Consider the following 15,481-nt stretch of genomic DNA (forward strand, 5'->3'; position numbering starts at 1 on the left):
AATTTTCTGCTTTAGGATGACAATAAGGTTAGGAAAATGCCTAAATTTAAGGAGTGTTAAAAAATTGTGAATTATGGATTACAGAAAAGATTAAAAAGAAGAAATGAGGAGATAAAATAATCGGCGAGGGGTGAGTTTGATTACCTGCGCAAACAGGCTAACTCATTAAAAATAGGATAGGATAATAGAATAGAAACGATGAATTTCTGGGCTTTAGAAAAAATCAACCTCCGCCATCTGATGCTCGCGCCATGCAAATCTGGTCTCGGCCCTTGCGTTTGGCATCATAAAGGGCTTGGTCAGCCAAGCGGTAAAGATCATCCCATTCTTTCATCCCTTCTAAACTTGCCGCCAGACCTACACTGATACTTAAGTTCCCACCAAAACCCGGCACGGTCCAGTGATGGCTTTTTACCGCATGGCGCAATCGCTCGGCCACCTGCAACGCTTCGGCAGCCGTGGTATTGGTGCAGATGACGAAAAACTCTTCGCCACCTAAGCGGCAAACCACATCACTGCTGCGGGCTGAACTGCGGAACACATTGGCAATCTCTCGCAATACGCCATCGCCGATATCATGACCATAATGGTCATTGATCTGTTTAAAAAGATCCAAATCTACCACCAAGCAGGACAAAGGGGTACCGTTACGCTGATATTCAGCCCATGCCTGCTCCATCCGCTCCATTGCATAACGGCGATTAGGAAGCGCAGTCAACGAATCGGTCATCGCCATCTGTTCCAGGCGCCGGTTAGCGACAGCTAATTCAGCCAAATAACGACGGGTGGCTTCCCGCTCCCGCTCCACTTCTTGCCGAAGTCGGATAAGGCGCTGCGCCCCCCAAAGGCGGGCTTGTAAGAGCCTGGCACTGAAAGGCTTTGCAAGATGGTCATCAGCCCCTGCCTCGAAGGCCTGGACGACTTCATCTCCGTTCTCCGAACAGGTTAAAACAATAATATAAACCTGTTGGCCGAATTTGGTTTCCCGCAAGCTCTGGCAAAACTCCAGGCAATCCATTCCCGGTATCCGCCGTTCACAAATGACCACCTGGGGTTGCTTGCTCAAAACCAGGGAAAGTCCTTCATTGCCCTCACCGGCGCTCATCACTGAATGCCCCATGTCCTCCAGCCAGCCAGTAAGCCGCTTAAGGTTCAATTCATCATCGCTGACCAACAAGATCTTAAGAGGGAGGAACTCAGCCTCCGGAAGGGAAGTTTGTAGCTTCATCTTTGCTTGAAGTCCCTCTTTGAGCTCAGCTAAAGAGGGAACTTCTTGGGTGGGGACATCCAATAACCGCCCCCACTCAGTCCAGTCTTGGATCACCTTTTCGAGCAATTGGCCTAAAAGGGCCTCGTCTAATTCTAAGCTGGGGGCAAGCTCCTCCAAATGGGCCAAGCAATGGGGCTGATCAGCGGTTTGGGCAACACAAAGCCAAGCCATCCGGCCGGCAAGATGGAGTTGCCTAGCGAGCCGCTGTACCCGCGAGGTGTCCTCCAAGTCCTCTAGCCCCGGCTGATAACTGGCGGTGACCCCGTCCACATGGATAACAGGCAAGCCCCAATCTTCCAAGAGTGCCCCGGTCAATTCCCTATGGTCGGTGGCAAACTTCCCTCGCTCACAAGCTATCAGAGCCGACTCATCCTCGCCAGGAACGGACAATAGGACAGCCGCATAGGCATCGGGATAGATGCTTGCCAAAGCCAATTGGCCCACACGGGCCAGTAAACCGCAGGTAAAGGACTCTTCCGGGGCCACAGCACGGTCCAAATGGGCAAGCGCCTGGGCAGCAAGCGCTGTGGCCAAAGAGTGGGACCAAAAACTTCGATAATCAAACCCCTCACAGCGACCATGACTGCAATTGGAAAGCACGGAGATCCCGAGGGCAAAATGCCGAATAGCTTGCATCCCTAGCAGTCTTATTGCATCTTCAATGGCCACCACAGGGCGGCGGACCCCCAGATAGGCAGAGTTGGCTAGCTTAAGCAACCTTCCCGAAAGGGCCGGATCGGTCTGAATAGCCTTCGCCAGATCTTGTATGGAGGTATCCTCGCGCTGGGTAAGGCGCATAATCTCTAGGGCAACCCCAGAAGGAGAGGGCAGATCCCCCATAGCTTTGAGTTCATCAAATCGAGTGGCAACCGTCATCCCGCGGATCCTAATAGCTGAGCAAGCGCAACGGGTAGCTATCTGCTTCGATTGCCTACCAAAGCCCACCCGTCTCTTTAAATCATCTTTGTGGAACTTATATCGGTTGCAACTTCTTTTTTTTCAGATCCTGGGGCCAAACTGTGATCAGTTAATGCTTTTTCCTAGCTCGAGGGTGGGTTTGATCATAAACTTTAGCAAGATGCTGAAAATCCAAATGCGTATAAATTTGTGTCGTACTGATATCGGCATGGCCCAACAATTCCTGTACCGCCCGCAAATCACCACTGGATTCCAGTAAATGGGAAGCAAAAGCATGGCGCAGACGGTGGGGATGGATAGCCACATCGAGTCCCTGCCGCAACCCCCAAATACGCAGCCGTTTTTGTACCCCACGGGGGGACAGACGGCGGCCTTGCCGAGACACAAAGACGGCATCTTGGTTTCGAGGGGTCCATGCTTCCCGCACTGGAAGCCAAGCCAAGAGGGCTGCTTTAGCCTGCCGGCCAAGGGGAACTTCCCGGGTTTTGGCGCCCTTACCCACAACCCGCACCAAGGCGGCTTCTAGATCCAATTCTCTCAAGTTCAAACCCACCAATTCAGCCAATCGCAGCCCGGAAGAGTAGAACAACTCCAGCATGGCCTGATCGCGAAGCAGCAACTGGTCGCTAGGTTCCCCCTTCAATAATTGGGCGACTTGATCCACATCGAGGGCATGGGGTAATTGGCGCTTCCCCTTCGGTGCAGAAACTCCCTGGGCCGGATGATTCTCCACAACGCCTTCACGCTGCAGGTAGGTGGAAAAACTGCGAAGAGCCGACAATAGGCGCTGAATACTACGCCCAGAAAGCCCCTTTTGGTGATGGGCAGCCACCAGTGCCCGAACTTTTTGGGCATCCAACTCTCCCCATCCCTGGATTCCATGGCGATCACAAAAGGTAGCCACTTTTGCAAGATCACGGCGATAACTGACGATAGTTTGCCCTGAAAGACCCCGCTCATACTGGAGATGGGTGAGAAAGCGCTGAATCCAAGCCTGCTGTTCCTCTTCCATGATCTGCTATGTCCAGTGACGATGCAAAGCCCGCTCCACAATGGCCCCCAAATAATCCAGGAACATCGTTCCTAGATCGGCACGGAACCGGTCCGGCTCCTGACTGCCTATAGCGAGCATGCCTCTACGCCGCTCCTCACCAAGGGGAATCAAAACACAAGAGACCGCCTGCTCCACAGCTTCTCCAAACAGGTACGCGCCCTGTTCCGCCGTGAGCCGGCCACAAATGGGTCGAGAACTTTTCAAAACACTGCTAAATGCTTCGAGTTCAGGTGCGTTTCGAGAAACTAACACTACTTCGGGATGATCCGCAAAGGGAGGCGGCAAGGATGGGTCATCAAAAAACAACCGCAATGCGATGACATCAACTTCGAAATCAGTCCGCAAAGAGGAAAACAAGGCTTCCAGCATGGCCTGGGGAGTCGCCGCCGACAGCACTGCCAGAGCAAAGCGGTGAACTTTCTTGCTTAAATTATCATTCGCCGTGGCGTTTTCAATCAAATCCCGTAATTGCCACTTTAACTCCCGATTCTGCTCTCGCAACAGCGCTAATTGTCGCTCCACCAGGCTAATGGCATCACCGCTGGGATGGGGAATAGTCAGTTCACTCAGAAGATCTGAATGGCAAACAAAAAAATCCTTATGGGTGCGTAGGTATTCCACTACCGCTTGTTCCCGCCCTTGCTCTTCCTCTGGCTGGGTTTTTGGCGCTTCTTTTGCTCTAGCTCTTTTTTTCATAGCTCGATGGCCCCCTCGAATACGGTCTCTGCCGGCCCTGTCATCCAAACAGATCGACCCTCACCCGCCCAATGAATCCCTAAGCGTCCACCGGGCAGATCCACATTAACTTGTTCGCTCAGCCAGCCTCGCCGTCGACCTATCACCATTGCCGCACAGGCCCCAGTTCCACAAGCGGGGGTTTCTCCTGCACCTCGTTCATAGACCCGCAGACGAATATGGCCAGGGGAAATCACTTCTACAAAACCCACATTAACCCGTTGAGGAAAGCGGGGATGCCTTTCCAGGATAGGCCCCCAGCAGGCAATGGGGGCAGCATCAATCGCTGCCACCCGCAGCACGCAATGGGGATTACCCATGGAGACGGCGCCAATTTCTACGCGCTGTTTATCGAACTCCAACAGATAAGAGTCTGCCTCATGGTCTGCTTTAAACGGGATCTCATCGGGGGCAAAACGGGGCACCCCCATATCCACGGTGACCTGCTTATCAGTCTCTAGGTGCAGACGAATCACACCACCAGCGGTCTGGACCTGCAACCTTTCTTTACCGGTAAGGCCTTGTTCCCGAACAAAGCGGGCAAAACAGCGGGCACCGTTACCACACTGTTCCACTTCTCCCCCATCAGCGTTAAAAATCCGATAACCAAAATCAACCTCCGGAGAGGGAGGCGGCGCGACCAACAGCACTTGGTCACAGCCTATGCCTAGGCGGCGATCGGCAATCCGACGTACTTGGGAAGCAGTTAAGGATAATGACTGGGAAATGGTGTCAATCACCACAAAATCATTGCCCAGACCCTGCATCTTGGTAAAGGCAACTCGCATTCTATGCCTATTTACATTTATTAAAAACTAATTAACTTGAGCCCCGTGAAGAAGGAGCCAAAAAGCCTGAAATAGTCAAGTGCCTATCACTCACCACTTCCACTTGCAATGAATCAAGCCCCGCTCGAACCAGTTGTCCTTGGACTTCCTCCGGCTCAAAGGCCGCCAGCAATGAATTGAAAAAATCTCGCTGCAGGATTTCCGGCTCGCCGGCCCCGTAGTGTTCCACCAAAGCCTTGGCCTCATGGCGGGTGGCCGGACGGCGGAGATCCATAATAAAAACCGGCGCGCCCCTGACCCCGTAGCGCTTGAGGCAATCCCATAAAACGGCCGGTTCAAGAAGGTGATGGAGCAGACTGTTACTGATGAGTACATCATATTTTTCCCGGGGCAAGCGGACCTCCGGCAGTCGACCATGCAGGAACTGGACCCGCTCCCCCAACCCGGCCTGGCTAAGCGCCTGTTGTCCATGCTGCAACATGGCGGCAGCGCCGTCTACGCCATGGACGGTACAGGAAGGCCAGGCCTGCGCGACCCGCAAGGTAATATCTCCTGGACCGCATCCCAAATCGAGCACATGGCCTTTGATGGTGCCAGGGGGGAAAGCGGCCTGGAGCAGTGCTATAAAATGGCTGTGGGGTTCGGAAAAATCGGCCTCGGCATAGGCCCGAGCTTGGGCCTCATCTTCCATTAATTCAGGCTCTGGAATACGTTTCACGGTTAGGGCGTCGCGACTACTTGTTTTATGATCTTTAATAGGGAAATGATAAATAACACACTATTCAGGTAAGATCGATTCGCCGGCATAGAGGGATTCCACGGTTTCCCGCTCCCGCACCAAATAGGCCTTACTACCGTCCACCATCACCTCAGCGGCCCGTGGCCGAGAATTATAATTGGAACTCATAGTAAAGCCGTAGGCCCCGGCGGCCCGTGCCACCAGCAATTCCCCAACCCCAATGGCAAGATGACGCTGTTTGCCGAGAAAGTCGCCGGTCTCGCATACCGGCCCCACCACGTCAAAGAGGTGCGACTTGCCATCGGTGCTAATCGTCACCGGGATAATCTCTTGCCAAGCATCGTAGAGCGCCGGGCGGAGCAGATCATTCATTGCCGCGTCCACAATGGCAAAATCCTTATGGGGAGTATGTTTGAGATACTCGACTCGGGTTAACAGCACCCCTCCATTGCCGACAATGGCTCGACCAGGCTCGATCCAAACTTCCAAATTTCTCCCCACCAATTTCTCTCGCAAAGCAGTGGCATATTGCTGCGGACTAGGCGGTGCTTCATCTCGATAGGTAATTCCCAACCCGCCCCCAAGATCAATATGGCGGACCTCAATCCCCCGCTCAGCTAACTGGTCAACTAATGCTAAGACTCGTTCTGAGGCAGCCAGGAAGGGTGATAAAGAAGTGAGCTGAGAGCCAATATGACAATCCACACCAAGGATATCGATATAAGGCAAGGTAACGGCATGGGCATAAACTTCTAGAGCCTGATCAATCTCTATGCCAAATTTATTCTCACGCAACCCCGTTGCAATGTAAGGATGGGTACGCGCATCCACATCGGGGTTCACCCGCAGGGACACCGGCGCTTGCCGCCCCAATTTTCCGGCAATGTCGTTTAAATGCGCTAATTCGGCTTCAGATTCCACGTTAAAACAAGCAATACCGGCGGTAAGTGCCCGGTGCATCTCGTCAGCCCGTTTGCCCACACCGGAGAAGACCACTTGCCCAGGATCGCCACCTGCGGCGAGCACCCGTTCGAGCTCCCCCACCGAAACAATATCAAACCCCGATCCCAAACGGGCTAGGATATTCAAAACGGCTAGATTAGAGTTAGCCTTCACCGCGTAGCATAGCCGGTGGGGATAATCCTGGAAAGCTTGGTCGAATGCCCGCCACTGATGCTCAATCATGGCTCGAGAATAAACGTAACAAGGCGTACCAAAGCGGCTTGCAATCTCCGGCAAAGGAACCTCTTCCGCCCATAAAGTATTATCGTGGTAGTGAAAATGGTCCATAGCTCAGATTGCCTTTTGCATCATCCCTTTCTCTTTTGGTAGGTAAAGCGGCCCCTTTTGGCCACAGCCTGTCACTAACACTCCTAAAAACAATAGCACAGTAAGACCTAGCGCCCCCTTCCAGCGTCGCAGCACCATGCTTACCTCCTTAAAAAGTTTAAAGTGCCCATTGTAGCGGTTTTTTAATCATGGTTTTCGCCACTTCTTACTATTCGATCTCTACCCATGGCCTCAAGAATTAGCCAAAACTCGCGATATCTTTAAGTGTCGCATGGGGAGTCCGCTCCCAGAGACCTTCCATTATTGAGATTGTCGCCACGGAATATCCCCCCCTACTGGAGGTACATTAGAGTATATGGCAACCCCTGGAGCACAGATCATAATGAACGGTCTGGCCCGCCGTTTAGTGGAAGATGGGCTACTTAACGAAGCGGATGCCCTGCAGGCTCATGAGCAGTCCCGCAAGGCCAGCATTCCCTTTGTCACTTACTTAGTCCAGCAAAAACTACTCAAAAGCCTGGATATCAGCCAAGCGGCCTCACAAGAATTTGGCGTCCCCCTATTCGATCTTGATGCGTTGGATTTGGACTGCCTTCCCAAAGGCCTAGTGGAAGAGAAACTGATCCGCCAGCACCAAGCATTACCCATCTTCAAGCGCGGGAATCGTCTGTTCGTTGCCGTGGCCGATCCTACCAACCTCCAGGCATTAGACGAAATTAAATTCCACGCGGGGATTAACACCGAAGCCATCCTCGTTGAAGAAGACAAACTAACCCGAACCATTGACCGGGCCATGGAGGCCCAGGACACGTCCCTTGCCGATCTAAATGATACCGCGTTGGATGATCTCGATATTTCCGGGGGCGAAGAGGAGGCCCCGGAAAATTCTATCGAATCTGATGTCGATGATACACCTGTTGTACGCTTTATTAATAAGGCCCTGTTGGATGCCATTCATCAGGGGGCCTCGGATATTCACTTCGAGCCCTATGAGAAAATCTATCGGATTAGATACCGACAAGATGGGGTGCTGCGGGAAGTCGTTTGCCCTCCCGTAAGCCTAGCAAACCGGCTAGCGGCTCGCCTTAAGGTCATGGCCCGCTTGGATATTTCCGAACGGCGCGTGCCCCAAGATGGGCGCATGAAAATGAGTATCTCCAAAAACCGAGCAATTGACTTTCGTGTCAATACCTGTCCCACTTTATTTGGTGAAAAAATCGTCCTTCGTATTCTGGACCCCTCCAGCGCCCAGTTGGGAATCGACGCCCTCGGTTATGAGGAAAAACAAAAACAGCTCTTTCTAGAAACTATCCACCGGCCTTACGGGATGGTGCTGGTTACCGGCCCCACGGGCAGCGGTAAGACCGTCTCCCTTTATACCGCGCTGAATATTCTGAATACTGCGGACCGCAATATCTCCACCGCCGAAGACCCGGCCGAAATCAACTTGCCCGGCATTAATCAGGTCAACGTATACCCGAAGGTAGGCCTGACTTTTGCTGGAGCCCTAAGAGCCTTTTTACGCCAAGATCCCGATATCATCATGGTCGGTGAGATTCGGGATCTGGAAACGGCTGAAATTGCGATTAAAGCAGCCCAAACCGGTCATATGGTGCTCTCCACCCTCCATACCAACGACGCCCCCCAGACCCTGACCCGGCTATTAAATATGGGGGTGGCTTCCTATAACATTGCCTCGGCGGTCTCCCTGATCATTGCCCAGCGCTTGGCACGGCGCCTTTGTTCCCAATGTAAAGCGCCCGAGAAGATCCCCCAGGAAGCCTTACTAGAAGAAGGCTTTACCCAAGCCCAGCTCGACACCTCCCCCACTATTTATAAGGCGGTAGGCTGCGAACGCTGCTCAGGAGGCTATAAGGGCCGAGTGGGCATCTATCAAGTGATGCCCGTATCCGAGGAGATGGGACGCATCATTATGGCAGGGGGCAACTCCATGGAACTTTCAGAACAGGCCAAAAAAGAAGGCGTGGCCGATCTACGCCAGTCTGGGCTCAAAAAGGTTATTGATGGCATTACCAGTTTAGAGGAAATTAACCGAGTGACGAAGGAGTAATCTGATGGCGCAAGCGGCAACAAAACAACAGATTTTTGTCTGGGAAGGCGCCAACCGGCAGGGGCAGCGGGTTAAGGGCGAGGTCAACGGCAAAAACACCAGCATGGTGAAAGCCGATCTCCGGCGACAAGGCATTGTACCCTTAAAGGTCCGCAAAAAACCCACGCCTTTGTTTGGCCGGCGCAAGAAAAAAATCACCCCTAAGGAGATTGCCATCTTTAGCCGCCAACTGGCGACGATGATGTCCGCGGGCGTACCGTTGGTTCAGGCCTTTGAAATTATAGGCCGCGGCCATGAAAATGCCTCCATGCAAGCGCTGGTCCTGAATATCAAGGGGGAAGTGGAGGGTGGCGGCACGCTGGCTGAAGCCCTCAAAAAACACCCCAGGCAATTTGACGACCTTTTTTGTAACCTGGTCAATGCCGGGGAGCAGTCCGGTACCCTCGAGACTTTGCTGGATAAAATCGCCACTTACAAAGAAAAGACAGAGGCCATCAAGGGAAAGATTAAAAAAGCACTCTTCTATCCTACCGCCGTGGTGGTGGTGGCTTTTATCATTACCGCAATTTTGCTTATCTTCGTTATCCCCCAATTTCAAACCTTGTTCCAGAATTTCGGTGCCGATCTCCCCGCCCTCACCTTATTAGTGCTCCAGCTTTCCGCCCTCTTTCAAGAGTGGTGGTGGGCCATTTTTGGGGGCATGGGAGTCGCCATTTATAGCCTTATCGAAGCCAGGCGGCGCTCACGCAAAATCAACCATCTCTTCGATAAATTACTACTCAAGCTGCCGGTAATTGGCGAAATCCTAAATAAGGCCACTATCGCCCGCTATGCCCGTACCCTCTCGACCATGTTTGCTGCCGGCGTTCCCTTAGTTGAAGCCATGGCCTCTGTGGCTGGCGCTGCTGGCAACTCCGTTTATGCTCAGGGCATCCTCCGCATACGCGATGAGGTCTCCACCGGGACCCAGTTACAGGCAGCTATGCGCAACAGCCAATTATTTCCTAATATGGTGGTGCAGATGGTGGCCATTGGTGAAGAAGCAGGCTCAATCGATCAGATGCTGGCCAAAGTGGCAGATTTCTATGAGGAGGAAGTCGATAATGCCGTTGATGCCCTCAGTAGCTTGCTAGAGCCGCTTATCATGGCGATACTAGGGGTTTTGGTGGGTGGCCTTGTTATCGCCATGTACTTACCCATCTTCAAGATGGGGTCGGTCGTTTAACTGGATTTGATTAGAATTCATGGAAGTTATTGCCTTTTTTGAGAACCATCTTGCTGCCTTTGTGGCTTCAGTCTTTCTCCTAGGCTTGGCCGTAGGCAGTTTCCTCAATGTGGTGATTTACCGTCTTCCTCTCATGATGGAAAGACAATGGGAGGGTCAATGCGCAGAACTGCATGACCACCCCCTACTGGAGCAGGAACCATTCAACCTGTTCGTCCCCCGCTCTCACTGTCCAGCGTGTCGCCACAAAATCCGAGCTTGGGAGAACGTTCCCTTATTCAGTTATCTTCTGCTCCTAGGGCGCTGCAATCACTGTGGCGCCCCTATCTCTCCCCGCTATCCCCTGGTAGAACTTTTAACCGGCGTGATTTCTGCTGCCGTAGCTTGGCACTTTGGCGTCAGTTGGGAAACCATTGCCGCTTTGCTTTTAAGCTATGCCCTCATTGCGCTCACCTTTATCGATTTTGACCATCAGCTGCTGCCCGATAGCATTACCCTTCCTTTTCTTTGGTTTGGGCTAGGACTAAGTTTATTTGAGGTATTCACGGACGTCCGAACCAGCCTAATTGGCGCCATGGCGGGTTATCTTTCCCTATGGTTGGTTTACCACCTGTTTCGGCTGCTTACCAAAAAAGAGGGGATGGGATATGGCGACTTCAAACTTTTAGCACTCCTGGGTGCCTGGTTAGGCTGGACGATGCTTCCTGCCATCATTCTACTTTCCTCATTGGTCGGCGCCATACTGGGCACTGTATGGCTCGCTCTTTCCAGCCAACACCGAGAAACCCCCCTCCCCTTTGGCCCTTATCTTGCCGCTGCCGGTTGGTTAGCCTTGATGTGGGGACAGGATATCAACCAGTTTTATCTCTCCTTCACAGGGCTCGGTTAAACTGGGGCTTTCCTCACACCAAGGAGACACACCCATAAGCTGCTGAAAAATGACTATTTACAAGGTTGGACTCACCGGCGGTATTGGTAGCGGCAAGTCTACAGCAGCCCGTATTTTTGCCGAATTAGGCGTCCCCGTTATCGATACCGATATCATCGCCCGGGAATTAGTCGAACCCGGCCAACCGGCCCTTGCTGAGATTATTGCCGCTTTTGGCGAAGAAATATTAAATGCTCAAGGAATGCTCGATCGGGCTCGCTTACGCCGCCTAGTATTTGCCAACGAAGCGTTAAAAGCTCGCCTAGAAGCAATACTACATCCCCGAATACTTCAGGAGATGCATCACCGGGCTGCTCGACTGGCAGCACCTTACTGCATTCTCGTCATTCCCTTGCTGGTGGAAACTGCTCAAGAAGGCGCTATTGACCGAACCCTGGTCATTGATGTCCCTGAGACCATCCAACGCCATCGGGTTAAAGCCCGGGACCAGCTTTCAGATGAGGAAATTGATGCTATTCTTCGGACCCAATGCCCCCGTGCGGTCCGACTTGCCGCCGCTGATGACGTTATTGTCAATGATACCGATTTGGCCACCCTGCATCGCCAAATTGAGCGTTGCCACCAAAAATATCTCTCCTTGGCTTCCTAGCATTTGCTACTCACCTCAACCTGATCGAAAATGTTTAGTTTATAGAGAAAGAGGACGAGGTATGGCTAATTTGTCCCGCTGGATAAGCAATTATTGTGCTAAATAAAAATTTTTACGAACAACCACTTAACGAAAGGATCCGGACCCTGCTTAGGCTCGAGTTCCTATTCCGTCAGGTCCAACACTACCTGCCGGGTGAGTCAGAATGGGATAGCCAAGTAGCACTCACTGGCCTATTCGAATTGCTGACTATCTTTGGTCGAAGTGATCTAAAAACCGAGGCTATCAAAGAGTTAGAACGCCTACAAACCAATCTATCGCGTCTCCAAAAGTCCCCCCATGTGGACCAAGAGCGCCTAGACGAACTCTTGCAACAGATTGAAAGTCTTGCGGACACCCTGCGGGCCAATAATATGCAACTTGGCCAACAGCTTAAAGATAGTGAGTTTCTCCATAGCATCCGGCAACGATCTACTATTCCCGGCGGTACCTGCGACTTTGATCTGCCTAGCTATCACTACTGGCGAAGATTACCGGTTGAGCAACGTGTTTCGGATCTCGAAAATTGGTTTCAAGACTTTGATCCTATCCGCAACGCCACGGAACTCATTCTTCAACTCATTCGAAGCAGCGCTCCCCCTACGCCGCACGTAGCTAAAGGAGGGCTTTATCAACAAAACCTAGACACCCACACCCCTTACCAAATGGTCAGGGTACTGCTGCCTCCCGATAGCGATTGCTTTCCGGAAATCAGCGGGGGAAAACATCGTTTTAGTATACGTTTCATGGTTTTTTCTCTTGATAAACAAACCCAACCCGTTGAAGAGGACATCTCCTTCGAGCTATGCTGCTGTGCTATATGAGTGAGAATAGGAAACGGCATATCCATTGCCCCACCTGCGGCCGTGAAACCCTCTGGTCCCAGGAAAACCCCTGGCGTCCTTTCTGTAGCGAACGCTGTCGACTGATTGATCTCAGTGCCTGGGCCACAGAAACCCATCGGATCCCAGGAGAGGAAACAAAATTTGGTCCTTCTTCAGAAGAGTGACCGCCTTTGAAGGAGTACAGGAGCCACGACGCCCCCTTACTGAGGTGGCGAAGTAAACCGGCTCGCCGAAAGCGCCTGTCGGGCTGATGAGCTTTTCAATGGGGAAAATCGAAATCAGTCACGATGAAACTCTAAGAGGTGGGCTCCACAACCCTCGAATAGCGGCAATACCTTGGGCTCCGCAATACCACGCTTCCTCCAAATGCTCCAGTCCCATGCCTCCTAAGGCGTAAACGGGAAAAGGAACTTGCGCCACTAGGGTTTGGAATCGCTCCCAACCCAGGGGCGATGCCTGTGGATGAGACAGCGTTTCAAGGACGGGTCCTAGTACGGCAAAATCAACGCCAATTCTGGCAGCGTGGGCCAACTGGTCAGGGTTATGGCAGGAAGCCGCTACCCATCGATCCGCCGCCAAGGGCCGTCGGGAGAGGCACATCAAACGATCACTGGTCAGATGCACCCCATCGGCCCCCAACTCCACAGCTTGAGCTGGCGAGGTATTCAGCAATAAGATTGCCCCATGCTCCAGGCACAAACGCCGGGCTGCCCGTGCCAAAGTTTGGTAATGCAAAGGACTAAGATTCTTAGCCCGCAGCTGGACCAACCGCACCCCGGCTCGCAATGACTGGAGTAAACGGTCTAAGAATACCGCCGGGTCCCCAATCGGCTCCCCCGTAATAAGATAAGTGGGTGGCAGACGCACCGCCGCAACGATGGGTTGGTTGGCCGCCGGAAAAGGATAGCTGCTTAAATCCGCAGGCCAAACCCATTCCACAGGTTGGCCTTCTTGGCCCCTAGCCTCGCCAGAAAAGCGATCGACCCGCCAAGTATGGAGTCGCACGGACCGATCCGGATAATCATGATGCACCTGCAGTAAGGGGCGGGCTTGGAGAACCCGGATCCCGAGTTCCTCCCATAACTCCCTGGAAAGGGCCTGGGCTACACTCTCGCCTGGATTGAGCTTGCCTCCCGGAAATTCCCACAAATTGCCCTGATGGACATGGGGAGGGCGTTTGGATAACAATACCTGGCCCTGCCCATTAAAGATTGCACCTGCAGCTACCTGTAGTATCATGGAAGGGATTATTTTGTGGAACTGGGCTTAAAGAAGGCCAGGTGTAATGTCGATGCCGCGACTGCTAATCACCCTGGGACTCATTTTAGTTGCGATAGGGGTCCTTTGGCCATGGCTGACCAAGTTGGGTCTCGGCCGGCTGCCCGGCGACATTGTCATTGAGCGGGAAAATTTCCGCTTCTATTTCCCGATTACCACATCCATCTTGATTAGTTTAATTCTCTCCTTACTCTTTTGGCTGTTCTGCCGCTGAGGAGTGAACCTACTCCATAATAAGGAGAATTAAACAGTTATCCTAAACTTCAAGCTTTGCTAGCCTGATCTTATTAGTCCTTGAGCACATATATCGCCCCACAGTAGGGGCAACGTTCCCGCCCCGTCTCTTCGATTGGGAGATAAACCCGGGGGTGGGAGTTCCATAATTCCATAGAGGGCATCGGACAAGATAAGGGTAGATCCGCGCGCGTAACCTCATAGCGGCGGGCTTCATTAGCCTGGGTTCCATGGGATGGAGAAGTATTATTATCCGGGGCTGTTGTTTCGCTCACGGCCATATATTCACCCTATATTGGTTTGCAGTTACTCATGGGGTTTCAGGTAAAAAGAATATTACCTGCTTTAGGGGGAGACCTCCAGCATACGAGTTAAAGCCAAGCGGGCAAGCTCAGCCTCTTCTTCGGGTACCTTAATTTGATTCACCACCTGCCCAGAAATTAAGTTTTCCAAGCTCCAGGCCAAATGCTGAGGATCAATCCGAAACATGGTTGAGCACATACATACCGTGGGTGACATAAAGTGGATAGATTTACCTTCCGTTTTGTAATGCTCACGCAAGCGATTTACCAAATTAAGCTCGGTCCCCACCAACCAACGGGTACCGGGCTCTGCCTCCCGGATAGCCTTGATGATATATTCGGTTGAGCCGACATAATGGGATTTCTGGCAGACCTCGAAACTGTTTTCAGGGTGAGAGATGACTTTTGCATCAGGATAGCGCTCCAGAAAACGATCGATATGGACCGGCTGGAACATTTGATGCACCGAACAGTGGCCCTGCCATAGGATCATCCGTGCCGCCTGAATCTGTTCCCGAGTCAATCCTCCGTAGGGCTGATTAAAATCCCAAACCACCATCTCTTCTAGTGGAATCCCCATACCATAGCCAGTATTCCGTCCCAAGTGCTGATCGGGGAAAAACAACACCTTTTCACGGCGGTCAAAGGCCCATTTAAGGACCGCCTGGGCATTGCTTGAGGTACAGACGATACCCCCGTGGCGGCCACAAAAGGCCTTGAGGTTGGCGGCGGAGTTGATATAAGTGACCGGGGTTACCTCTTGTTCAGGCTCCAAAATCTCGCCTAATTCCCGCCAGGCCCGCTCCACCTTGGCTAGATCCGCCATATCAGCCATGGCACAGCCTGCGGCCATATCAGGGAGAATAGCCCTTTGTTCAGGGCGAGACAGAATATCCGCCACTTCGGCCATAAAATGGACCCCGCAAAAAACAATATAGCGGGCATCTGAGGCAGCGGCCCGGCGCGACAATTTGAGAGAGTCCCCGGAATAATCAGCAAACCGGAAAACTTCTTCCCGTTGATAGTGGTGCCCAAGGATAACGACCTGGGAGCCTAAAGCCGCCTTGGCTCTGGCAATCCGGGCCTCACACTCATTATCACTAAGGTCAATGTAGCTTTGAATTACTGCCGCTTCAGCCATCTTTAATTATCTTC

Annotated in this window: 17 protein-coding genes; 7 read left to right on the forward strand and 10 right to left on the reverse strand. The window is 52.3% G+C overall.

Going from position 1 to position 15,481, the window contains the following annotated elements; genetic code table 11:
- Nucleotides 1–223 precede the first annotated feature (223 nt).
- The 7 genes from NHAL_RS18625 to lptM all read right to left on the reverse strand — a co-directional run bounded on the left by NHAL_RS18625 (nucleotide 224) and on the right by lptM (nucleotide 6,932).
- Nucleotides 224–2,146 carry an HDOD domain-containing protein gene (locus tag NHAL_RS18625; RefSeq protein WP_013034701.1) on the reverse strand — a complete coding sequence of 641 codons (1,923 nt, stop codon included), beginning with the start codon at nucleotides 2,144–2,146 and terminating at the stop codon, nucleotides 224–226.
- Between the two features lie 151 nt (nucleotides 2,147–2,297).
- Nucleotides 2,298–3,200 carry a tyrosine recombinase XerC gene (gene xerC / locus NHAL_RS18630; protein WP_013034702.1) on the reverse strand — a complete coding sequence of 301 codons (903 nt, stop codon included), beginning with the start codon at nucleotides 3,198–3,200 and terminating at the stop codon, nucleotides 2,298–2,300.
- A 6-nt stretch (nucleotides 3,201–3,206) separates the two neighbouring features.
- A complete protein-coding gene (locus tag NHAL_RS18635; protein ID WP_013034703.1) occupies nucleotides 3,207–3,938 on the reverse strand; it encodes a DUF484 family protein in 732 nt (243 codons plus the stop codon).
- A complete protein-coding gene (gene dapF, locus NHAL_RS18640) occupies nucleotides 3,935–4,765 on the reverse strand; it encodes a diaminopimelate epimerase (protein ID WP_013034704.1) in 831 nt (276 codons plus the stop codon). Before dapF ends, NHAL_RS18635 begins: the two co-directional genes overlap by 4 nt.
- Before the next feature lie 31 nt (nucleotides 4,766–4,796).
- Entirely contained in the window at nucleotides 4,797–5,483 is a 687-nt protein-coding gene (locus tag NHAL_RS18645; RefSeq protein ID WP_013034705.1) for a class I SAM-dependent methyltransferase, read from the reverse strand.
- A 60-nt stretch (nucleotides 5,484–5,543) separates the two neighbouring features.
- The gene (gene lysA / locus NHAL_RS18650) at nucleotides 5,544–6,794 is read right to left on the reverse strand and encodes a diaminopimelate decarboxylase (RefSeq protein ID WP_013034706.1); all 1,251 of its coding nucleotides are present in this window, start codon (nucleotides 6,792–6,794) and stop codon (nucleotides 5,544–5,546) included.
- A 3-nt stretch (nucleotides 6,795–6,797) separates the two neighbouring features.
- The gene (gene lptM / locus NHAL_RS20750; RefSeq protein WP_013034707.1) at nucleotides 6,798–6,932 is read right to left on the reverse strand and encodes an LPS translocon maturation chaperone LptM; all 135 of its coding nucleotides are present in this window, start codon (nucleotides 6,930–6,932) and stop codon (nucleotides 6,798–6,800) included.
- 217 nt (nucleotides 6,933–7,149) lie between these two features.
- On the opposite strand from lptM, the gene pilB reads away from it, so the two are divergent.
- The 6 genes from pilB to NHAL_RS18680 all read left to right on the forward strand — a co-directional run bounded on the left by pilB (nucleotide 7,150) and on the right by NHAL_RS18680 (nucleotide 12,676).
- Nucleotides 7,150–8,865 (forward strand): type IV-A pilus assembly ATPase PilB, encoded by a 1,716-nt coding sequence (gene pilB, locus NHAL_RS18655; RefSeq protein WP_041355203.1) that lies wholly within the window; start codon nucleotides 7,150–7,152, stop codon nucleotides 8,863–8,865.
- Between the two features lie 4 nt (nucleotides 8,866–8,869).
- Nucleotides 8,870–10,090: a type II secretion system F family protein gene (locus NHAL_RS18660; RefSeq protein ID WP_013034709.1), complete on the forward strand. Its 1,221-nt coding sequence runs from the start codon at nucleotides 8,870–8,872 to the stop codon at nucleotides 10,088–10,090.
- A 19-nt stretch (nucleotides 10,091–10,109) separates the two neighbouring features.
- Nucleotides 10,110–10,979 (forward strand): prepilin peptidase, encoded by an 870-nt coding sequence (locus tag NHAL_RS18665; RefSeq protein WP_013034710.1) that lies wholly within the window; start codon nucleotides 10,110–10,112, stop codon nucleotides 10,977–10,979.
- A 49-nt stretch (nucleotides 10,980–11,028) separates the two neighbouring features.
- Nucleotides 11,029–11,628, forward strand: coding sequence for a dephospho-CoA kinase (gene coaE / locus NHAL_RS18670; RefSeq protein WP_013034711.1), 600 nt, complete (start codon nucleotides 11,029–11,031; stop codon nucleotides 11,626–11,628).
- Nucleotides 11,629–11,723: 95 nt separating this feature from the next.
- Nucleotides 11,724–12,491 carry a cell division protein ZapD gene (gene zapD, locus NHAL_RS18675; protein ID WP_013034712.1) on the forward strand — a complete coding sequence of 256 codons (768 nt, stop codon included), beginning with the start codon at nucleotides 11,724–11,726 and terminating at the stop codon, nucleotides 12,489–12,491.
- Nucleotides 12,488–12,676, forward strand: coding sequence for a DNA gyrase inhibitor YacG (locus NHAL_RS18680; protein WP_013034713.1), 189 nt, complete (start codon nucleotides 12,488–12,490; stop codon nucleotides 12,674–12,676). The genes zapD and NHAL_RS18680 overlap by 4 nt, the downstream gene beginning before the upstream one ends.
- Nucleotides 12,677–12,794: 118 nt before the next feature.
- On the opposite strand, the gene NHAL_RS18685 is transcribed toward NHAL_RS18680, so the two are convergent.
- Entirely contained in the window at nucleotides 12,795–13,751 is a 957-nt protein-coding gene (locus tag NHAL_RS18685) for a Nudix family hydrolase (RefSeq protein WP_013034714.1), read from the reverse strand.
- Nucleotides 13,752–13,803: 52 nt separating this feature from the next.
- Between NHAL_RS18685 and NHAL_RS18690 the strand changes: the two genes are divergently transcribed.
- Nucleotides 13,804–14,004, forward strand: coding sequence for a DUF2905 domain-containing protein (locus tag NHAL_RS18690; RefSeq protein WP_041355205.1), 201 nt, complete (start codon nucleotides 13,804–13,806; stop codon nucleotides 14,002–14,004).
- A gap of 73 nt (nucleotides 14,005–14,077) precedes the next feature.
- Here NHAL_RS18690 and NHAL_RS18695 read toward each other — a convergent pair whose 3' ends face one another.
- Together NHAL_RS18695 and nadA are read right to left on the reverse strand one after the other, a co-directional pair.
- Complete coding sequence (locus NHAL_RS18695; RefSeq protein WP_013034716.1) at nucleotides 14,078–14,305, reverse strand: zinc-finger domain-containing protein; 228 nt, start codon at nucleotides 14,303–14,305, stop codon at nucleotides 14,078–14,080.
- Between the two features lie 64 nt (nucleotides 14,306–14,369).
- Nucleotides 14,370–15,467 (reverse strand): quinolinate synthase NadA, encoded by a 1,098-nt coding sequence (gene nadA / locus NHAL_RS18700; protein ID WP_013034717.1) that lies wholly within the window; start codon nucleotides 15,465–15,467, stop codon nucleotides 14,370–14,372.
- Between the last annotated feature and the right edge of the window lie 14 nt (nucleotides 15,468–15,481).

The organism is Nitrosococcus halophilus Nc 4 (assembly GCF_000024725.1).
GTDB lineage: Bacteria > Pseudomonadota > Gammaproteobacteria > Nitrosococcales > Nitrosococcaceae > Nitrosococcus > Nitrosococcus halophilus.

Excerpts from the sequence above, each read along its gene's own strand:
- NHAL_RS18680 (WP_013034713.1), top strand. The coding sequence starts at position 12,488 with ATGAGTGAGAATAGGAAACGGCATATCCATTGCCCCACCTGCGGCCGT.
- NHAL_RS18635 (WP_013034703.1), bottom strand. The coding sequence starts at position 3,938 with ATGAAAAAAAGAGCTAGAGCAAAAGAAGCGCCAAAAACCCAGCCAGAG.
- NHAL_RS18685 (WP_013034714.1), bottom strand. The coding sequence starts at position 13,751 with ATGATACTACAGGTAGCTGCAGGTGCAATCTTTAATGGGCAGGGCCAG.
- lysA (WP_013034706.1), bottom strand. The coding sequence starts at position 6,794 with ATGGACCATTTTCACTACCACGATAATACTTTATGGGCGGAAGAGGTT.
- NHAL_RS18690 (WP_041355205.1), top strand. The coding sequence starts at position 13,804 with ATGCCGCGACTGCTAATCACCCTGGGACTCATTTTAGTTGCGATAGGG.
- coaE (WP_013034711.1), top strand. The coding sequence starts at position 11,029 with ATGACTATTTACAAGGTTGGACTCACCGGCGGTATTGGTAGCGGCAAG.
- lptM (WP_013034707.1), bottom strand. The coding sequence starts at position 6,932 with ATGGTGCTGCGACGCTGGAAGGGGGCGCTAGGTCTTACTGTGCTATTG.
- dapF (WP_013034704.1), bottom strand. The coding sequence starts at position 4,765 with ATGCGAGTTGCCTTTACCAAGATGCAGGGTCTGGGCAATGATTTTGTG.
- NHAL_RS18660 (WP_013034709.1), top strand. The coding sequence starts at position 8,870 with ATGGCGCAAGCGGCAACAAAACAACAGATTTTTGTCTGGGAAGGCGCC.
- NHAL_RS18625 (WP_013034701.1), bottom strand. The coding sequence starts at position 2,146 with ATGACGGTTGCCACTCGATTTGATGAACTCAAAGCTATGGGGGATCTG.
- nadA (WP_013034717.1), bottom strand. The coding sequence starts at position 15,467 with ATGGCTGAAGCGGCAGTAATTCAAAGCTACATTGACCTTAGTGATAAT.
- NHAL_RS18665 (WP_013034710.1), top strand. The coding sequence starts at position 10,110 with ATGGAAGTTATTGCCTTTTTTGAGAACCATCTTGCTGCCTTTGTGGCT.
- pilB (WP_041355203.1), top strand. The coding sequence starts at position 7,150 with ATGGCAACCCCTGGAGCACAGATCATAATGAACGGTCTGGCCCGCCGT.
- NHAL_RS18695 (WP_013034716.1), bottom strand. The coding sequence starts at position 14,305 with ATGGCCGTGAGCGAAACAACAGCCCCGGATAATAATACTTCTCCATCC.
- xerC (WP_013034702.1), bottom strand. The coding sequence starts at position 3,200 with ATGGAAGAGGAACAGCAGGCTTGGATTCAGCGCTTTCTCACCCATCTC.